Raw genomic sequence first — 18,543 nt, forward strand, 5'->3', positions numbered from 1 at the left:
GAACAGCAATACTTTTCTGAGGCTACGAACTGTCTATAAAAATCTGGTCGATTCAAGTTCGCAGATTGCCAACCCGTAGCCAATCCCAACTGTCTTGCGCCCCAGAATCGAAATGAAGAGAAGGCCGATCCGCTTGCCAAGGCCAGTCTTATTCAGACCACGCGATACAAGAACCGCTATCACGATAAGCCAGATTAGGGGATTAGCCAAACTAGACAGTGCATCTGTGATCGCACCCTTGGAAGTTGTTGAGGTCACCTGTGTAAGAGCGACGATGGTAATTGCCATCATGGCCATTACACCTATCGGCATCACTTTAAGAATAATGGCTAAAATCGTGGTCAAAAAAATGGCTACTAATGCCCAAGCTTTAGTGGTTAATCCTTCGGGCACTGGCAAAATCAGCATAAGTACCAAAAAGGCGGTCGTGATTAATGCGGGCCCCAGTCGAAATGGTACTTTTTTTTGAAAATAAATAAGCACTTTTTTCAGCGATTCTTGCACGGGCCCTTCCTTTTAGTTAAAAAATAAGAACATTGAGACGTCGTTTCCAGGTTCTGTATCGAGTAAGTAATTAATTTTTAAAAAACCAATAAATTGGATCTTCCATGACAAAACTCTTCGATTGACATAGAAGGAGAGTTAACCACATATTTCCATTGAAAAAAAAACGCTAGTCAGGCCGCCGGATGGCAACCTGATACCTACATGTCCGCTGCGTAAACGACTATGCGCACGTGGATTCAGTTCATCCGGCATATTTTCCAAGCCGCAGCCACAGCGCCGCGAACTCAGTGCCTATATATAAGTTAACCGATCAAAAATTCCGATCCCAATTACTAAGAGTTATGGAATATTTAGCGCTTTAGAAAAGCACTTATCCTTAAGCACCTCTACTTTATAAGTGAGCTCGCCCTCTATCTGCTCAATGATAAGCCCATGCACGTCAGATTCAAAGCCTGGAAATTGAGCATTCTGTTCTCGAGCAATATGCAATGACTGTATGATTGGATCATCGCTACCCCCAAAACGCTCTCCTGGCATAATCGTGGGAATACCTGGTGGGTATGGCACTAGCATAGTGGCAGCCACCCTCCCGCCGATATGCTCAATATCGACCCGCTCGATTTTTCCTTTTACTAAATGGTCATACGCATCGGCAGGTATCATTACCGGCTCAGGCAAATTCACGTACATTTGACGCATCACATCAGCGACTGCGAAGTTTTTGTTGAATTCGTGCAACGCGTCACATAAATCTCGCAGACCTTTATTTTTGTATACTGTTGGATGATCCGACGCCAGTGTAGGCAAAGCCTCACTCAAAGAAGCGTTGCGGTCGTACAACTCTTTGAAGGCCATCAACTCAGCGACTAAGGTGCTCCATTTGCCTTTAGTGATGCCCATAGAGAATAGAAACAGTACAGAATAAAGATTCGTCTTCTCGACTGTGATGCCGCGACCCCATAAGAATTTGCTTAACACAGCCGCAGGGATTCCGATCTTGCCCATATCTCCCGCTACTGATAATCCCGGGGTGAGTAGCGTCACTTTGATTGGATCGATCAACACATAATCATCGACCAAATTCTCAAATCCGTGCCAATGGCCCTGCGGCTGAAGATACCAGTCCTCCCGTTTTACCACAATGGGCGTCGAAGTTTCACCTTCGCCCAGAGCACTTTCAACTTGAGACGGCTGCCATACTCTAAACCACCAGTCATCTCGACCTAACTCCTCATGAACATGAAGCATCGCACGCCGGAATGTGCTAGCTTCGTCGTGCATTTCCTGAACCAGTGATCGCCCCGCCCCGCCTTCCATCATTTTCGACGCAATGTCGCACGCAGCGATAATCCCATAGTGCGGGCTAGTGGAGGTATGCATCATGAATGCCTCATTGAAACGTGCAGCATCAAGATTTCGGTTAGCAGAATTGCGCACATGAATCATCGATGCTTGGGAGAACGCTGCCAACAGCTTATGAGTTGATTGCGTGGAAAAAATGATCGCATCCTGTTCCCTGGCCTTACCCTTGGCCATACCATAATGGTTCTCGTAAAATGGGTGGAAGGCTGCATATGCATACCACGCTTCATCAAAATGCAAATACTCGACTGCTTCACCAATTTCACTAGCAATTTTTTCGACGTTGTAACACAGACCATCATATGTGGAGTTAGTGACGACGGCCATGCGAGCTTTAGAACCTGCCTGATAGGCGCCATTTGCCAGCGGATTAGCCGCAATACGCTTCTGAAGTTCTTCAGGAGTGAATTGTTCTAAACTGATTGGACCTATGATCCCGTGCGCATTACGACTGGGTGTAAAATATACCGGTACTGCGCCCGTCATGATTAACGCATGTAATAAAGATTTGTGGCAGTTGCGGTCAACGAAAACCACATCTCCCCGAGCAACAGAACCGTGCCATACGATCTTATTGGCTGTCGAAGTCCCGTTGGTAACGAAAAAGGTATGATCAGCCCCGAAATTGATGGCTGCTTCCCGCTCCGCCTCGCTGACCGGACCAGTATGGTCTAACAAAGAACCCAGCTCTGGCACTGAGACAGATAAGTCACTGCGAAGCGTATTTTCACCGTAGAATTGGTGGAACGCGCGTCCAACGGGAGATTTAGTAAATGCCACCCCTCCGCCGTGACCTGGAGTGTGCCAAGAATAATTAGATTCTGCCGCATGATGCACTAATGCTTTAAAGAATGGGGGTAGTAAACGCTGCATGTACTCTTCAGCCGCACGCATCACTTGACGAGCAATGAAGCTTTTCGTATCTTCAAATAAATAGATAAAACCGTGAATATACTTGATCAATTTGGTTGGAACTTTTTCTATGGTGCGTCGGTCTCCGAAAAGGAAGACCGGCAAATTAGCACGTCGTTCGCTTTGTTTATGCAAAAAGGCATTTAACCGCTGAAACTCTCCCTCCGATTCTTCGCTGCCATCGATTGAAATTAATACTGCCGAGGCCGCAACGTAAGTACGCGCGCCTGCTTTTGCATCGTCAAGATTTAGTCCGCATAATACACGGTGGTTATTACTTCGTAGCTCGTCGGCCAAAGCACGGATAAGAATCCCTCCAATACGAGGCGAATCATAGTCACTATCAATAATGACAATAGGATAATCTAAGGAATTGAAATACATAAAACTCTCCGCAGTTAATTAAAACGCTAGATCAGAACGCTTGTTGCGACTGACTATTGTCAAAAAATTTCCATCTTCAATTCATGCTCCATACCACGGATATTTCACTACGAATCAGCAAGCGCCCAATACATCTACGAGACAAAATTGCCATCCTAACCTTGCAGCGAGAGCAAGGTCGCCTTTGTGCTCCAAATGGCCAAAGGACTTAAAAGAACTGAACCAGAGAAGGATTGGGCTCTGAAGACCTTAGTACGGTTGCCGCAGGTCATACTTTGTTGAAACGATCTTACCGTACAACACCCAGCCGGCAAATGTGACCAATCCACCCCAGAACATAGCCTCTTGGCCTGAGCTGTAAAGAGCATAAAAACTGTAAATATTTCCTATGAATGCAATTGCTGCGACGAACAAGACTTGCTTTTGTGGAACTTGCGCAGATTTCAACAGTACGATTATTGCGGACATCGATAAGATGTAAGGCACCAGATTGGTGACGACCGCCAAATTCACGATGGCATTAAACTGGGTGCTTAAATCTGGACTTACAGTCATGAGAGAAAGCATTGTCTGTGCTATGGCCAATACCACCATACCGATTACCGGCGCGTTGCGCGAAGTCACTTTGCCAAAAAGAGGCACATAATAACCTTCATCCGCTCCCGCTTTGAATACCTGAGCGACAGTGAATTGCCAACCTAATAACGAACCCAGGCATGCGATAACGGTAAGGGCATTAATAACCTGACCGATGACTGGACTAAATAAGTAGCTGAACACTAAACCAAAAGGCGCATTAGAATTTGCTAAATCGGCATTCGGAATAATACCTGCGACCACATTTGTCGACAGGATATAGAGAACCGCTGTGAGCAGCGTTCCGAAAAGAACAGCAATTGGCACATTTTTTTCCGGGTTTTCCACTGCATCCGTATTCGCGCATGCCGACTCTAATCCGAGGAAAGCCCAAAGTGTTATGGCAATAGAAGCTGAGATTGCTTGCCCAAATGGTTCGTTATGTGGGTTCCAGGAGGCAGTATAAATATCTGGATCGAACCAAAACCAGCCAATCAATGAGATCCCTAATACCGGTAAAATGACGCCCCAGACCGTCACGCTACCCACCCGCCCCGTTATTCGGGCTCCCCAAAAATTGGGGATGGTCGTTAACCAGATAAAAATGATGGCTAAAAATGCGGCATCAAATGGCCCTAGCTGCCAGCCCATAAACGTCGAAAAGTAGCCTACTGCAGTAATCGCAATGGCAACATTTGCAATGACGAGTGAAACAGCGTAGGTATAATTGGCCATGAAGTTTCCTGACTTGCCAAAAGAATACTCAGCATATCCACCCATACCGCCCGTATTTTTGCTAAATCGTCCACATTTTGCAAACGCATAGGCAAGCGCCACCGAGCCGCTCGCAGTAATTAACCACGAGAAAATGGAGATCGTTCCGATTTGTGCCAATTTCGTGGGTAGCAACACAATGCCTGACCCCATCATATTTACTACCGTCAGTATAGTTAATTGAACTACACCCATCTTATGGTTCGATTGTTTCATTGCAAGCCTATTGAGTGGAATCAGGGACTGACATCATATTTTGTGTACCAAAACTCGGATAATAAAGAAAGCAGTGCATCTATCCTTTTAATACGTAGCCATAAGCTTTTTTTACTCCCTCTACATCTTTTTGAATATAAACGCCTTGCAGCTCTGGTTCAAAACCAGGTAATAGATTAAGGCCCGACTCAAGAGCTCGAAAGTACTTTAACGCAGGTCCTTGCCACTTTTCACCTGGAACCACGCATAAGACCCCCGGTGGGTACGGAAGCGCTCCCTCTGCCGCTATGCGGCCTTTAATGTCAGATAAAGAAACCAGCTCAACTTTATTGTGCACCAGTTCTTGATTTGCTTCCCATGGCGTAACTACCTGTTCAGGAAAATGATCTTTACGAAACATCTGTTTTTGCAGCGTTTTCATATCATTGAATTTATAGAAATCATGCATCGACTGGCACAAATCGTGAATATTTTTTCCAAAATAATGCTTTTCGTGATTTTTATATAGAGTCGGCAACACCTCACGTATGGGAAGTCGGTCCTCTAATACCTTTTCAAAGCGTGCTATATGTGCAATCAAGTGCTGCAATTTACCCAAGCTTTCAGAAGGCGTCAATAGAAACAAAATAGAATTCAAGTCTGCTTTTTCCGGGATTACCCCATTTTCTCTCAAGTAGTGTGCCAAAATACTTGCTGGCACCCCGAACGATGCATATTCGCCTGTGTCCTGATTAATCCCTGGCGTTGTCAATAGTAATTTGCACGGGTCTATAAAATATTGGTTATCTGTATAACCTTCAAAAGCATGCCAATTCTCGCCTGGTTTGAACTTGAAAAATCGTAGATCATCAATAATCATTTCAGTGGGGTAATCTTGCCAGCGTTTACCATCGACAAAATCTGGGACGAACGGCTTGATATATTTGCACGAGTTTAGCAAGAGTTTTCTCGCTTCCACTCCGTTTTTTACGCACTCTCGCCATAGTCGTTTACCCGCAACCCCTTTATGCATTTGAGCGTTCACATCCAACGCGGCAAACAAAGGGTAGAACGGACTGGTGGACGCATGCATCATATAGGCATTGTTTAACCGTTTGTGGGAACAATATCTATGTTGACCTTTGATATGTTTGTCTTTTTTATGTATTTGAGATGTTTGCGAAAACCCCGCTTGCTGCTTGTGAACTGATTGCGTGACAAAAATGCCAGGATCCTTTTCAGTTAAGCTCAGTAGAAGTGGCGAACTATCTTCCATCATTGGAATAAACTGTTCATATCCCACCCATGCAGAGTCAAATAAAATGTAATCGCAAAGATGCCCAATTTTGTCGATGACTTGCCTGGCATTGTAGATCGTGCCATCGTACGTACCCAGTTGAATAACGGCGAGCCGAATCGGACGCTCTAGATCGGCGCGCTCTGGACACACTTCTCTGATCGCTTCTCTTATATATGTTTCATTGAAACAATGCGCATCAATTCCGCCAATGAATCCATAGTTATTTCTGGCTGTTTCCATATATATTGGTAGCGCGCCAGATAGAACCAAAGCTCCCAAATGGACCGATTTGTGATTATTCCTATCAAACAGAACGATATCGTCTTTGGCTAATAACGCACTAGTCACGACTTTGTTAGAAGTGGACGTTCCGTTCAAGACAAAGTAGGTTTTATCTGCGTTATATATTCTTGCCGCATTTTTCTGAGCTTCTGCTGCAGCTCCCTCGTGGATGAGAAGATCCCCCAATTTGACATCGGCGTTACACAAATCTGACCGAAAAAGCGTCTCCCCATAGAAGTTAAAGAACTGCCTACCTAAAGGATGCTGAGTGAAGAATTGCCCACCTTGATGGCCAGGACAATCAAACTCTACATAGCCTCTACTGACGTAGCTATGTAGTTCCTTGAAAAATGGCGGGTACAGATTCTCAATATAATTATCGGCACTTGCCGCTAATTGTTTTCCATAGTAATGGCGATTGCCAGCACCTAATTGAAATACGCCTGTTAATTTTGGAAGCACTCCATCCGGAATTAACTCGTCAGAATAAAGTGCCAAGAAGATCGGTATATTAAATCCGGTATCAGCAATCTTATCGACTATTTTTTTTATATCCTTAGTCGTCGTCACTGCTGCCGCTACATCAGTAAAGTCAGTTTTTCGAATATCGATGACTTCATAGCTGACAATGAAATTTTCAAACAACTCAAAAGGCATTGCTATTTTTAGCGCAGACATTGGTGGGCTCCCATCAGAAAACAGGCTCTGACTCAGCAGGTGAGCAAGAGGATTTGCGATTAACCATATCACATTATGACACTACCACGTTTGTGTTAAATCAAAAAGTCATCAAAAACTCACGCTCAATTTTCCTATTGCGCGCAATTTGGTTTAATTTCTGGTGCCACATTTTTGTCCTCTTTCACCTAGAGTGAATACCAGGAAAGATACCAAGCCACGTACAGCACATTTTAAGAATGTGCATAAAGATATATTTTTCATACCCCCCAACTACTCCGTTAAAGCGCCTGTATCCTACTTTAGCAACGGACTAGTTTGACTAAAGTTCTAAAATAATAGAAGCATTATTCAGCCCACTCAGAATCAGTGGTAAATACTATCGTTAGCCAGCGATTCGGTGTGTCGTTGCCTATCGCCTGTCCAATTTCATCTCGCAATTCGTCCCACTCTTCCAGTCTCTTCGGGGGCCGGCCTCGTGGAATGACAAAATACAACTCAATTTGCGTTCCTCTCCCTACTCGGGCAACATACGAGCGAAATGCTGTGAAGCAGTATCGCTCCGCCGTTTCTGTAGCGACTGAGTCCACATGGGCTTTTAGCGCTGCAGGCGTAATCAGCAAGATATCTGCTAGGGCCCGTTTAATAGTGGCCAAGGGCAATGGAATTATAATAAAACAAACCAATGCCAAGGCTGCTGGGTCAATGTAGGGTGAAACCCATTGCAATTTGGTTCCCCGGATTAGACTACCACTGCCAAAAGCGACCAGGAGTGCTGTGGAGATTAGCCCGGACATGAGCCAAGCTTTGGCATCTAACTCGAGGAATTCAGAACTGATGCGTTTGTTTAAGTGGCGTTCGATCAAGACCATACAAAAACAAATCAACGCAGTTATCGCCGTGTAAACGATAGCGTGAGTAAATACTAAATCGCGACCACCCGTTAAAAAACTCCCCATTGCGTTGATCAAAGCATAAACGCTAGCGCCCAAAAGAAGTACACCATTGAGCCCAAGCACAATAGGCTCTAAATGCCAAAATCCCATTGTGAAGCGTTCTTCCAATTTGCGCTTTGGCTTATCCAAAACAGTCGAGTTGGTAATTAGATTTGTTACCAGTAAGGCAACAGAGGTGATGACCGCATCAATCATCGAATAGATGCCTTCAAAGATAATTGAATGAGACCCCGAAATTAGCCCAAAAACAACCCCTAACAGCGCAATGCTGAACGTGACTGAGATCGATATCCGTAACACATCCTGTTCGCTCAAAATTCTCATGTCTTGATCCGACGTCTTAAGTCCTAGTGGAAACCAATTTGGAGTGTCTCAGAACACAAGACATTTTCTATGGCTAGTACGGCTATACTTTTTCCCACATTGGATCTGTTCGCTCGAGACTCAGTGCGCATAGAAAATTGTAAGCGTCCTAATCCTGTTTCTGAAAACGCACCAGGCGTCTACCTTACAGGTTGTGAATGAGTAATGGAATCCGCAAAATGTTAGTCTTGCCAAAACACATTTCCATCACAGAATAGATTTCTGATTACCCAAGATAAGGTTTTAGGTTGAATAGAAGTTGGACTGCCCAGAGATTTAAGACACTAGCCAACCTCACGCCGCATCCTTCTCGAAGGCCTCGGGACTGATGCCGCCAAGATGGGGTATGGCGGCGATTACGGTTGTAGAAGACTTCAATATAATCGAATATGTCAGCGCGAGCCATATCTCGGGTCTTATAGACGCGTTTTCGTATCCGCTCTTTTTTCAGACTGCTAAAAAAGGATTCTGCGACCGCATTATCCCAGCAATTGCCTCTTCGGCTCATGCTGGGCTGTAATTGGTGAGCGTCACAGAAGCGTTTCCAGTCAACGCTGCCGTATTGTGAGTTCTGGTCAGAGTGTACGATCACCGGTTTTACGGGTTTGCGACGAAGCACTGCCATCCATAAAGCATCAATGGCCAGTTCTCTGCCCAATGTTGGCTTCATGGACTAGCCAACGACTTTACGTGAATGCAGATCAATGACCGGTTGAATCCAAGGTCGCCTTTTTTAAAATTTCAACATCCATTCTGGCCTCTGCCCAGCACTCGAGGCGGAATTTTCAAGTAAATCGAATTGATTCTACTATACAAAATCGTACTGGTTACGCTCTAAGGCGGGAGGAGAAGGTAGAATTCTGGCATTAATAAACCTCGCTCTGAGCACATATCAAGAGCCAAGGGTCAGTTTTATTGGCTTTAACGTTTAACAAGGTGCAGGACCCGCCTAGTGGCGGCGGATTTTAAGAGGCAGATATACATTTTACCCATAGCCTAAGCGAGCTCGGAAATTGCACTAAAAGCCTGCTCCATTCCTTTCTCCCCTTCTGCTTTCTCGGTGCCCAGGTAAAGGCTGGTGGTGTGGATGCTGGCGTGCCCCAGCATATCCCTGACTTGCGCCAGTGGGGTGGTTTTGACCAGCATGGACGCAAACGTGTGACGTAGCCAATGCGGACTGATGGCTCTCAATGTCTGCGCATCAAACGGCGCCTCCGCTTCTATTTCATCGGCCAATCTGCCTAAAAACCGTTTGATATCGGCATACACCACGGTATGAAACACCCCGCATCTGCCCCACTGCCCGGCACCCTCCTCGATCTCGTCGGCCGCTGCTTCCCACTTTTGATACGAAACCAGTGGTATGTCTGGATCATTCAGGCGCGGGTCGCCTGATAAGCCAAGTACGGCCAGATACGTCTGCAGCGCCGCGAGTGCCGGTTTGACCAGATAGACTTGTCGCGTGCGTCCCCCTTTTCCGACGACGTTTAGGTACCACGCCATCTCGCCCACATCATTCTCTTGAACGTGGATGTCTCCTAGTTTGAGCGCGCAAAGTTCCGACAGGCGCAATCCGGTTAAATAGAAAAACCGAATCGCAAAGACTGTCCGGTAGGCAACCGTCTCGCCCACCGGCACCCGCTCTAAGGCATCCTGTATGCGCTGCCACAGCCGCTGATGGATCCGGTGATTGACACGCAGGCCGCGTTGGGAGGCCAGGCTGGGCAGGCCTTTAACGGGGTTGGACAGCAAATACTGCTGACTCGTCAAATATTCGAACAGGCCGCCTAGGACAGTCAATGCATGCGCAATACTCTGGCGGCTCATCGAGCCTTTTAAGACCACTTCCTGACTTGGATCGGCTGTGATGGCAGCCGGCTCATCGGGCGGCGGATTCGGATTGACAAAGGGTCGCCATTTCTCATGCGTTCTTGGATATTTACGCCTGGCCACCCAGACGCTGGCCGGCTGGGGATAAAATAAAAAGTCTCGAAACAACGCCAGATCTGCGGTGGTTAGCGATGAGAGTGGTTTTTGCATGGTGAACAGACACCACAGTAGCAGGCGCTCGGCTTCCTTGCGGTAGGACTGATAGGTATGCGATTTGTACAGGGATAACCATTCATAAACGGCCTGATAATCGTTCTGGGCGGCAAGACGATTATCCTGCTGCGGGGCCCGATTCGTACCCTGTTGGCCATTCAGATTGGGAGGGAATCTCAACGATTCTAGCGGTTCGATTTGCCGGCTGCCCGCCTCCAAAGCCACGAGCGTGTTAGCATCACTCGCTGGTGTCAGCGGTTCAGTTGATAACGTGCCCGGGAGTTGACTGGGCCGCTTGATGCCGCCAGGCACCTCTTTGGCCTTTTTCAGAAGATGTTGATAGACCTGTTTTTCTAAAAAATGCTCATTTTGGCTCAACCAAGTGGTTAATTTGACGGCGGTAACCTGCCCCAGCCCCTTAACGTGTTTGAACCACCACCAGCCGTACTCGTTCGCAAAATCCAGCAGTTTTCCCAGGGTATCGAGCTCAGCGCGGATCAATTTACCGGCCACCTTCGGATGAAACCACCCTGCGACCGGATCTGCTAAGGTGGGCGTCGAGGTCAATCCGCCAGCGAGCGCATTGATCAATGCCAAGCGCCGTCCTAGTTTTTTAACGTGTAACGCCTGCAGCGCTTTTTGCGCGTCGCTCAGGTTTTCTTCCTCAGGCTCGGGGACGAGGGCCAAGCGATCGCGATCTTCGCGCTGCGCCTCTGCCGTGGCCGAGGGCAGATGGCCGCCGACTTCGGCATAATAAAACGCCAGCTGCTCCTCTTGGCCCAGGATATGATCCGGGTCAAAGGTGGCCACAAAGTCCTCAAAGCTGATCGCCGCCGCAGACGGTTGAGCGCCGTCTTGAGCCAAGGGGCTTGGTGGGGCTTGCGTCGCCCGTCGCACTGCACGCAGGCGATCGAGCATTTTTTGCGTTTCGGTGACACTTTTTCGAACGTTGGACGGCAATTTAAGTAGGGCCAGCTGCTCGGGCGCCGTGCCTTGGCGCGCACCCATCACCAAGAGCGCATCCTGCACCAGGATCAGTGTGTGGCGGGCATCCACCAGATTACGCCCCGTCTCCAGATACTGGTCGGCGATATCGGCCAGATTCAGGATGTTTTCAAAAAAAGCCCGATAAAAGGCCAGGTGATGCAGACCGATCTTACGCACCGGCAGGAGTTCTTTAACACTGGCCATGATATTTTTAAAAAACCATTGGATGAACCGATAATGAATTCATACCATGTTATGTACCGCTGAAACTCGATGAGAGAGGCTGTTCAATGTAACCGCGCAGCCGGCGCAGCCGCGCCAAGGTTGTCAGCTGCTGGCGGCCCTCATTCAACCCAGCTAACGGCACATAGCGTAGGCGACCGCGCCGGCTGGTCAGACTACCCCAAACTTGCTGCAGTTCCCACTGGCCAAATAAGTTCAGCACCAGGCGGGCGGAGTAGTAGCGTTGGGTGATCGGGTTCACCCAGCGCATGGGTGCCAGCTCGTCGACGACGTCAAGACAGAGGCCGCCCACACAGGGAGCAAGAGACTGGGTTTGATTAACAACCCTTTTTTCAGCATGCTTCATCGGGACTCCTTTCTGATCACACGGTCTTTCATGGGCATCCGTCTGCGATCTCAATGGCATTTCTCGTTGATCAACGCGAGAGCTCATTGTCTTCGCCGCCTTGGCGCGGTGACGTGTCTGATGGCTGCAACCGGCTAGTAGATCGTCCACAGAGATATCTTCGTTTAGATCCGCGCAATACAAGTCCTGCGCCGCACCTGATCTGTTTCCCGTTCTGCGGCTGAGTGAGTGTTCCCCCTGAGGACACAAAGTACACCTCCCATACCTTCAAAGAAATTAGGGATAGGGCTGGCGCGAATGCATCACGCGTAGTACCTCAATCCGATCTATTTCGACTCGATAAACAACAATGTAATTGGGATGGGCAACAATTTCACGGCAACCGGGAATGCGCTCGCTTTGCCGGTACATATACGGATGATCGGGCACGCCTTCTACGCTTTGGACGATGAAGTGCCACAAGCGAGTCGCGGCATCGGCATTAAATTGGCCTACGTATGCGATGATTTCATCGAGGTCTAGGTCGGCCTCGTCAGACCAGACAATAGGCAGCATCAGGCGCTTTTACGTTGTCGCAATTTTGCCAGCCGTTCACCCATTCTCTTAACGACTTCATCATGAGGGAGTCGCGGTTTTTTACTGTCAATGGCTTCCTGCACTTTCGCGCGAAACCAACGATCATAGCTGTCGGCCTGCTCCTGGGTATCGAATTCAGAGACGCGAGGGTCCAGAGTTTTGGGGCTATTCATAGGCCTTTCCTTCGAGTGAATGGCGACTTTACTGATTGTACCCTGCAGGAGGGCATTGTCCATCTCTTGACCAGGCATTGGCGCGTTCAACGCCGAGGCCTCTCGCGCCGAGGTGGCGAACGAGCCAATCCACTGGCTATGTGTTGTCCTTATTTTACTAGAATCCTAAAACGCATACAATAATGTACTCGTTAATAATTATAGTTATTAACTACTTCGCCTTGAATAATATGACATATAGATACTCAATCTATGTCAGTGACATATAAATCATGCTTTTGACTGAAATTACGCGTTCTATGGGTTATGGCGTTTGAGCACACTCAAAAGTCTCAGAAATAATTCAATGACCTCTTAAACGAGTTTTTCAGAATACAGACTAAACCCGCTCTTGTATTAAGCCTGTATAGCAGCATCAGTCAGCGGTTGATGTTTTCACTGACGGCAAAGCCTTACGCGGTAACGTCAATGCCGCGAGCTGGCTGCCATCTCGCTCCCGGAACGCTAAGCTCTTTGTGTGCGCGGGAAGATGCCGTTCGGCACGGAGATTGATTAGTTCGTACCAAGACATCACGGCATTGGATACCACGGCTCCTTTCTTATCATGAACAATCAAATGAACCTCAATTGTTCCGTGGCCTTCTGCCAAACTAGCGATGCGCGCTATAAACGCATCCCCATTGTGACGCACCAGTTCGATGCGATCACTCAATGTAGACCTTTCCATCAAAGATGCGATTACTCTTGCATCCATGGCCCGACAGTTATCAACAACTGCTATCTGTTCATCGAGCGTGGCTTGCGCAGCAGCGATCAGGATCTCGTCCGAGAGCGCGATATGGCATAGCCTCCAATCAACATTTTCGCGGTCGCTTTCACTTATATATGGATTTGCTTCGATCCTACGTGCTGCGGCTATCAGTTTGTCATAGGCTTGCGTGAGCGCTTGTGTGTTCATGTCTAATCTCCATGTCCCTTGCTGGGCATATCTATTGAAGCTTCAGTCTGGCGGTTTATGACGAGAATGCACAACGCAACGAGCAACAAAGGAATCATGCAAGCCGTGAACCTCTGGATGGCTACCAATGAGCCAACCGTCGTGGCCATGAGGCCTACCCCGATCACTGGAACGCCCACGCCAAGATAAACAATGATATAGAAGCTCGAAACGATCTCCGCATGTCGATCCACCGGCATTTGTCTGTTGATTTCAGTGAATCCTCCCAGGAAAGTCAGGCCGTGGCCAACGCCTGCCATCACGGCGGCCAGTCCCATCAGTGGCAGAGATTCCAAGGAGCCTGCAACCCCAAGCAGTCCTAGTCCCGTGGACAAGAACGCGAGTCCAGCAATCTGGAGTAGTAGCGGAGACTTACCATATCCGACCACCTGTGCGGCAACCGAGCAGGTGAGCATCAAGGTAGCGGCTCCACCCGCCACAGCCAGATTATGAGTTTCTGATAGCTTCATGACGTACGCTGGTACCAGACTCAGAAACAGTCCGATAACCGAGAACGCAAGAAAGATGGCGAGTCCACGGGTCGCAAAGGTATGGCGCATCGACTGCGGGATGATGGGGCGCCGCACGTGCCACGTAGTCAGTTGGGGTTTTTCCGGTAAATTCAGCACGAACATTAATGCCGGAATCAACACAATGACCTCAATCATAAAAGGCAGCACATAGGGCAATGGGGCATATTGCGCGAGCAAGCCTGCGATCAACGGGCCTGCACCAAGCCCGCCCAGAGACGCTACCGTTGTCACAAGGGTGGCCCGACGACGATTGCCTTCTGGCTCCAACTCGCTGAGCATCGCAGTTAGCGCACCAGATGCCCCCCCTACCGCAAGGCCTTGCAGTATACGCGCCACAAATAACCAAACTACGCCACTTGCAGTAGCGAACGCAAGCGATCCAAGGATGGCCAACGCGAGACTCGGGAGCAATACCCGCCGCCTTCCAATCGCATCGGACAGCGGGCCGGCAATCAACAATGCTGGCACCAGCGCTGCGACATAAGTAGCAAAAATCAGTGTCGTCACTAATGGTGAGTAGTTAAAGACTTGCTCATAGCTACGATAGAGCGGCGTCGGAATATTCGTTCCAACCAGGAGGACGAACAATGTGTAAGCCGCAGCATTGAACATCGCCCTTTTCCCTTGACTGGAAGCGAAGGTGGCTTTTTTTGACTCTCGTAGTTGGTCATGTTGGTCGCGCATGCTAGACTCTTAATTTAATGAACAGGTGTCAGTCATGTTAATGACTGACACCTGTTCAGTCAAGAGAATCTATTATGACCAAGCAACAGAAGATCCAGCGTAAACGCATTAGCAAGCACCCAGATGTCCGGCGCGAAGAGCTTCTCCAGACTGCTTCGACGCTATTCAAAGACAAAGGCATTGCCGCCACCGGTGTTGGTGACATCACGGATCGCGCGATGGTGGCTCGTGGGACGTTTTATCTTTATTTTTCATCGAAAGATGAAGTAGTGGCGGAACTATGGAAGCGCTATGTCCAGGGCTTTTTGTCTACGACGCATGACATGACTGATCCGGATTTACAGGAGACGGGCACTTGCGACAATATCCTTAGTTTTTTGGCGCATCTAACGCAGCACGCACTGGCTAACGCCCACTTACACCGCCTAGTCTATGGCACAGCTGACGCCCCAGCACTCGCGCTTTGCAAGCAGTCCGACGAATTGATACTTGCAAAATTGACAGGCATGATCGAAGCGTATAACCGCCGAGAAAAGCAAGAGAGCCGAAACGCGGATCTCCAAGCCTCCCTTATTTTTCATGGTATTGACGGCGCTCTCCATCAAGCGATCATGCCTGGAGTCCCAATTGACCAGAATGCTTTTCTCGCGGAAGTAAAGGGCCTTACCCTTGGTGTTCTCGGGAAGACTGCTTGATCACACAAGCTAAATATGTTCAAACGTATATAGCCCATTTAAGTATACTCAAAAGTCATTAAGAGATTTTCTCAAAAAGATTCTACTTGTACCTGTTGGGCTGCATTGGATTTCGCCAAAGCGTTTCCATCCATGCTTTTCATAAAATCCAGGTGCTTGAAAGCTAATCGTATATAGCACCGCTGATAGGCAGCCCCTCCTACGGCCTTCTTCTTCAAATTTTTTAAGTATCACTGAGCCTATCGCACTGCTTCTTAAATTTTCAGGAAGATAAACGAGTTCGATAAACAATAGTCTTAACTAGGATCTGCCCAGCATGCCTCCCTGTACAGCTCCTGTTATAGTGTCTTTGACAACAATGGCTAAGGGTTGTCTATCATCAATATTGGTAATGGCATCATTGAAAGCATTAAGTCCATCCCCGATTATTTTGTTCATTTCATCGGTGATTAGATCGGTAATTTCAATAGTGTATGCATTCATGTGCTCGGCCAGTATAAATTTTTAAGTAAAAAATACTGTACAAATATACACTGTATTTTCGAGACATTGAAAGTATAAAAATCAAAAATTTATCGACCTTTTTACTTCAACTCAATGAACCTGATAAGTTCTGTATAGATACACTCGCAATCGTAAGGTGAAGACTGGGAAGAGTCATCTATTGCTGTCGTGAAGCACTGAGTCTATTGCCAGGTGTTGCCTGAATGCCAGCCATCCTGCTGGCGTAATAGTGATTGCCCGGGAGTTTGCCACCCGACGCAGCCAATCTTTTTCACAGAAAATATTCAATAGGCGTGCCGCTACCGGTCCCGCAAGATGATGGTGACGTTCGGTCCAGTCCAAGCACGGATAAACCAGGCCACGCGGTGCCGGTTTCATTTGCCTTAGATCGATCCCCAGTAGAGCGAGCCACTGCTTACCCGATGATGTTATTGCATATTGTCCGTCCGATCGCAACACCAGATAGCGTTTTGCCAGCAATGCATCGGTAATCGCAACGCCAAGTTGACCGGCGAGGTGGTTGTAACAGCACCGACAAAAGCCGAGTTGACGCTGCAGCGGCGAAGGTGTCTTCCTTCTGATCGTTGCCGTAGGCTGAATTATTGCAAGATGCTCCAGCGCCTGAGCTACATGAGGCCCGGCCAGTCGATAGTAGCGATGACGCCCTTGTTTCTCCACCAAAACCAATCCGCCGTCCAACAGTTTGGCCAGATGCGAGCTAGCGGTCTGTGCTGTTACGCCGGATGCGTAGGCCAATTCACCCGCTGGCCAGGCTCGTCCATCCAGCAATGCTGTGAGCATACTAGCCCGAGCATGATCGGCGATCAAGTAGGCGGCGGTACTGAAGTTTGTCAACGGGACCATGATTTTTCTTCGGATTATCCATATTGACCATCTTACGCCGCTATGGCAAAAAATGCTTCGATGTAGCTCGTAACTTAGCTGTTATGCAGCTCCCTATACTGAGCTTTTACGATTGAAGGTGCCATGCATGAATACCGTTTTGTCCGCTTCAAGTTCCGCCGACAGGCGCCGGTGGCTGACACTGACCACCCTCTGCCTGGCGGTGTTGGTTGCTCAGGTGGATACAGCTATCGTTAATCTTGCCACGCGCCCTGTCGGCGAGGCCTTTGCTGTCGGGGTTGGCGCGCTGCAATGGTTTATCGATAGCTACAACCTGGTGTACGCCGTGTTACTGATGACGGGAGGGGTGTTGGCTGATTTTTATGGCCGCAGGCTGGTGTTCATGGTAGGTGCTGGTGTCTTTACCGTAGCCTCGCTATTATGCGCGATTGCGCCTTCCATGACGTTCCTAATTGGGGCGCGGGCCCTGGCCGGGTTAGGTGCTGCCATGTTGCTACCTGCATCGCTGGCGATCATCAGGATCGTCTGGGACAACGCCGCCGAACGAAACCGCGCTCTTGGAATTTGGGCTGCTTGTAACGGCCTGGCCATGGCGATTGGCCCAACGCTGGGCGGGTTGCTCATTCATTACTTCGGCTGGCGTAGTATTTTTGTCGTAGTAATTCCGTTGAGCGTTGCTGCTTTGGTATTGGCAGTGCCCACGATTCCCGAGACATCCGATCGCGGGAACAGGGGCTTTGATATGTGGGGGCAGTGTTTGGGAGCACTTGTGCTGGGTGGCCTGGCACTAGCCGGGATCAAGGCTTACGAATCGCCAGGATTAGCCGCCCTCATACTGCTGGCGGTTGCCATCGTGCTGATCCTGTTTGTTTGGATAGAAAACAAACAGGGCAATGCTGCGCTGGTTCCGCCGGGTATATTTACCACTTCGGCGTTTCGGGGAGCTTTTATTGCAACGGCTGGGATGACGTTCGGCATGTATGGATTACTGTTCCTTTTGCCCCTAATGTGGCAGTCCGCTGGACGATTTACGGCTGTTAACGCCGGTGTGGCGCTGATGCCCATGGCGTTGGTGTTCGTTATAGTCTCGGCCTACTCAGGCAAAATCGTGTCATGGTTGGGTCAACGGTTTGCGATCTCCGGCGGTGTGACATTGATTGCACTAGGGTTGCTGCTGATCGCCATTGGGTCAGGACAAACTACCATCCTCATGAGCGAAGTTGGACTCGGCCTGACTGGGTTGGGGATGGGACTGGCCACCGGCCCACTAATGGCAGTAGCGGTTGGGGCTGTGGCTGTAGCGTGGTCGGGTACTGCCAGCGCCCTGATCAATGTTGCTCGCATGACAGGCGCAACACTGGGTGTGGCCGTATTGGGAGCCATTTACGAGAGCTTCGGCGAGGGAGCGGTAGGGTTGCAGATGGCTTTGCAAGTCGCTGCCTCTGTGCAGATCGTATGTGCTGTATATTGCGGTTGGGCATTACCGGGCCGAGAGTCGGTTTTGTAATGTGACATTTGGGATTTGCGGTAGGTTTGACCGCTGATGAAATCCGGAAAAAATCGACTCCCCCGTAATGTCAACAAGGATCCCATATATAGTGGTTGTCAA

At 48.6% G+C, this 18,543-nt stretch carries 15 protein-coding genes and 2 pseudogenes; 2 read left to right on the top strand and 15 right to left on the bottom strand.

The window, feature by feature from the left end:
* Positions 1 to 54: 54 nt before the first annotated feature.
* The 12 genes and pseudogenes from INT32_RS21265 to INT32_RS21320 all read right to left on the bottom strand — a co-directional run.
* Positions 55 to 504, bottom strand: a pseudogene (locus tag INT32_RS21265) (anion permease); the annotation flags it as partial.
* Between the two features lie 342 nt (positions 505 to 846).
* A complete protein-coding gene (locus INT32_RS21270) occupies positions 847 to 3,165 on the bottom strand; it encodes an Orn/Lys/Arg decarboxylase N-terminal domain-containing protein (RefSeq protein WP_100699616.1) in 2,319 nt (772 codons plus the stop codon).
* 249 nt (positions 3,166 to 3,414) lie between these two features.
* A complete protein-coding gene (gene potE, locus INT32_RS21275; protein ID WP_193090696.1) occupies positions 3,415 to 4,731 on the bottom strand; it encodes a putrescine-ornithine antiporter in 1,317 nt (438 codons plus the stop codon).
* 79 nt (positions 4,732 to 4,810) lie between these two features.
* On the bottom strand, positions 4,811 to 6,970 hold the full coding sequence (gene speC / locus INT32_RS21280) for an ornithine decarboxylase (RefSeq protein WP_100699614.1): 2,160 nt from the start codon (positions 6,968 to 6,970) through the stop codon (positions 4,811 to 4,813).
* A 347-nt stretch (positions 6,971 to 7,317) separates the two neighbouring features.
* On the bottom strand, positions 7,318 to 8,250 hold the full coding sequence (locus INT32_RS21285) for a cation diffusion facilitator family transporter (RefSeq protein ID WP_226817339.1): 933 nt from the start codon (positions 8,248 to 8,250) through the stop codon (positions 7,318 to 7,320).
* 333 nt (positions 8,251 to 8,583) lie between these two features.
* Positions 8,584 to 9,010: pseudogene (locus INT32_RS21290) on the bottom strand (IS3 family transposase); the annotation flags it as partial.
* 275 nt (positions 9,011 to 9,285) lie between these two features.
* On the bottom strand, positions 9,286 to 11,523 hold the full coding sequence (locus INT32_RS21295) for a tyrosine-type recombinase/integrase (RefSeq protein ID WP_100699613.1): 2,238 nt from the start codon (positions 11,521 to 11,523) through the stop codon (positions 9,286 to 9,288).
* A gap of 49 nt (positions 11,524 to 11,572) precedes the next feature.
* Positions 11,573 to 11,908, bottom strand: a complete 336-nt coding sequence (locus tag INT32_RS21300; RefSeq protein ID WP_100699612.1) for a hypothetical protein — start codon at positions 11,906 to 11,908, stop codon at positions 11,573 to 11,575.
* A gap of 276 nt (positions 11,909 to 12,184) precedes the next feature.
* Complete coding sequence (locus INT32_RS21305) at positions 12,185 to 12,463, bottom strand: type II toxin-antitoxin system RelE/ParE family toxin (RefSeq protein ID WP_100699611.1); 279 nt, start codon at positions 12,461 to 12,463, stop codon at positions 12,185 to 12,187.
* Complete coding sequence (locus tag INT32_RS21310) at positions 12,463 to 12,657, bottom strand: stability determinant (RefSeq protein ID WP_100699610.1); 195 nt, start codon at positions 12,655 to 12,657, stop codon at positions 12,463 to 12,465. The genes INT32_RS21305 and INT32_RS21310 overlap by 1 nt, the downstream gene beginning before the upstream one ends.
* 415 nt (positions 12,658 to 13,072) lie before the next feature.
* A complete protein-coding gene (locus tag INT32_RS21315) occupies positions 13,073 to 13,615 on the bottom strand; it encodes a hypothetical protein (protein WP_193090697.1) in 543 nt (180 codons plus the stop codon).
* A gap of 2 nt (positions 13,616 to 13,617) precedes the next feature.
* Positions 13,618 to 14,871 (bottom strand): MFS transporter, encoded by a 1,254-nt coding sequence (locus INT32_RS21320; RefSeq protein ID WP_193090698.1) that lies wholly within the window; start codon positions 14,869 to 14,871, stop codon positions 13,618 to 13,620.
* A 74-nt stretch (positions 14,872 to 14,945) separates the two neighbouring features.
* On the opposite strand from INT32_RS21320, the gene INT32_RS21325 reads away from it, so the two are divergent.
* Complete coding sequence (locus tag INT32_RS21325; RefSeq protein WP_193090699.1) at positions 14,946 to 15,566, top strand: TetR/AcrR family transcriptional regulator; 621 nt, start codon at positions 14,946 to 14,948, stop codon at positions 15,564 to 15,566.
* A gap of 48 nt (positions 15,567 to 15,614) precedes the next feature.
* Here INT32_RS21325 and INT32_RS22455 read toward each other — a convergent pair whose 3' ends face one another.
* From INT32_RS22455 to INT32_RS21335, 3 genes are all read right to left on the bottom strand, one after another.
* Positions 15,615 to 15,857 carry a GNAT family N-acetyltransferase gene (locus INT32_RS22455; RefSeq protein WP_370540269.1) on the bottom strand — a complete coding sequence of 81 codons (243 nt, stop codon included), beginning with the start codon at positions 15,855 to 15,857 and terminating at the stop codon, positions 15,615 to 15,617.
* Positions 15,858 to 15,866: 9 nt separating this feature from the next.
* The gene (locus tag INT32_RS22460) at positions 15,867 to 16,049 is read right to left on the bottom strand and encodes a hypothetical protein (RefSeq protein ID WP_370540270.1); all 183 of its coding nucleotides are present in this window, start codon (positions 16,047 to 16,049) and stop codon (positions 15,867 to 15,869) included.
* A gap of 174 nt (positions 16,050 to 16,223) precedes the next feature.
* The gene (locus INT32_RS21335) at positions 16,224 to 16,934 is read right to left on the bottom strand and encodes a helix-turn-helix transcriptional regulator (RefSeq protein ID WP_193090700.1); all 711 of its coding nucleotides are present in this window, start codon (positions 16,932 to 16,934) and stop codon (positions 16,224 to 16,226) included.
* A gap of 127 nt (positions 16,935 to 17,061) precedes the next feature.
* Here INT32_RS21335 and INT32_RS21340 point away from each other — a divergent pair, with 127 nt between their 5' ends.
* On the top strand, positions 17,062 to 18,441 hold the full coding sequence (locus INT32_RS21340) for an MFS transporter (RefSeq protein WP_193090701.1): 1,380 nt from the start codon (positions 17,062 to 17,064) through the stop codon (positions 18,439 to 18,441).
* Positions 18,442 to 18,543: the final 102 nt, after the last annotated feature.

Source organism: Advenella sp. FME57 (assembly GCF_014897675.1).
Classification (GTDB): domain Bacteria; phylum Pseudomonadota; class Gammaproteobacteria; order Burkholderiales; family Burkholderiaceae_B; genus Advenella.

Bases quoted from the DNA above. Each gene is read 5' to 3' on its own strand.
- INT32_RS21270 (WP_100699616.1), bottom strand. From the start codon at position 3,165: ATGTATTTCAATTCCTTAGATTATCCTATTGTCATTATTGATAGTGAC.
- potE (WP_193090696.1), bottom strand. From the start codon at position 4,731: ATGAAACAATCGAACCATAAGATGGGTGTAGTTCAATTAACTATACTG.
- speC (WP_100699614.1), bottom strand. From the start codon at position 6,970: ATGTCTGCGCTAAAAATAGCAATGCCTTTTGAGTTGTTTGAAAATTTC.
- INT32_RS21285 (WP_226817339.1), bottom strand. From the start codon at position 8,250: ATGAGAATTTTGAGCGAACAGGATGTGTTACGGATATCGATCTCAGTC.
- INT32_RS21295 (WP_100699613.1), bottom strand. From the start codon at position 11,523: ATGGCCAGTGTTAAAGAACTCCTGCCGGTGCGTAAGATCGGTCTGCAT.
- INT32_RS21300 (WP_100699612.1), bottom strand. From the start codon at position 11,908: ATGAAGCATGCTGAAAAAAGGGTTGTTAATCAAACCCAGTCTCTTGCT.
- INT32_RS21305 (WP_100699611.1), bottom strand. From the start codon at position 12,463: ATGCTGCCTATTGTCTGGTCTGACGAGGCCGACCTAGACCTCGATGAA.
- INT32_RS21310 (WP_100699610.1), bottom strand. From the start codon at position 12,657: ATGAATAGCCCCAAAACTCTGGACCCTCGCGTCTCTGAATTCGATACC.
- INT32_RS21315 (WP_193090697.1), bottom strand. From the start codon at position 13,615: ATGAACACACAAGCGCTCACGCAAGCCTATGACAAACTGATAGCCGCA.
- INT32_RS21320 (WP_193090698.1), bottom strand. From the start codon at position 14,871: ATGCGCGACCAACATGACCAACTACGAGAGTCAAAAAAAGCCACCTTC.
- INT32_RS21325 (WP_193090699.1), top strand. From the start codon at position 14,946: ATGACCAAGCAACAGAAGATCCAGCGTAAACGCATTAGCAAGCACCCA.
- INT32_RS22460 (WP_370540270.1), bottom strand. From the start codon at position 16,049: ATGAATGCATACACTATTGAAATTACCGATCTAATCACCGATGAAATG.
- INT32_RS21335 (WP_193090700.1), bottom strand. From the start codon at position 16,934: ATGGTCCCGTTGACAAACTTCAGTACCGCCGCCTACTTGATCGCCGAT.
- INT32_RS21340 (WP_193090701.1), top strand. From the start codon at position 17,062: ATGAATACCGTTTTGTCCGCTTCAAGTTCCGCCGACAGGCGCCGGTGG.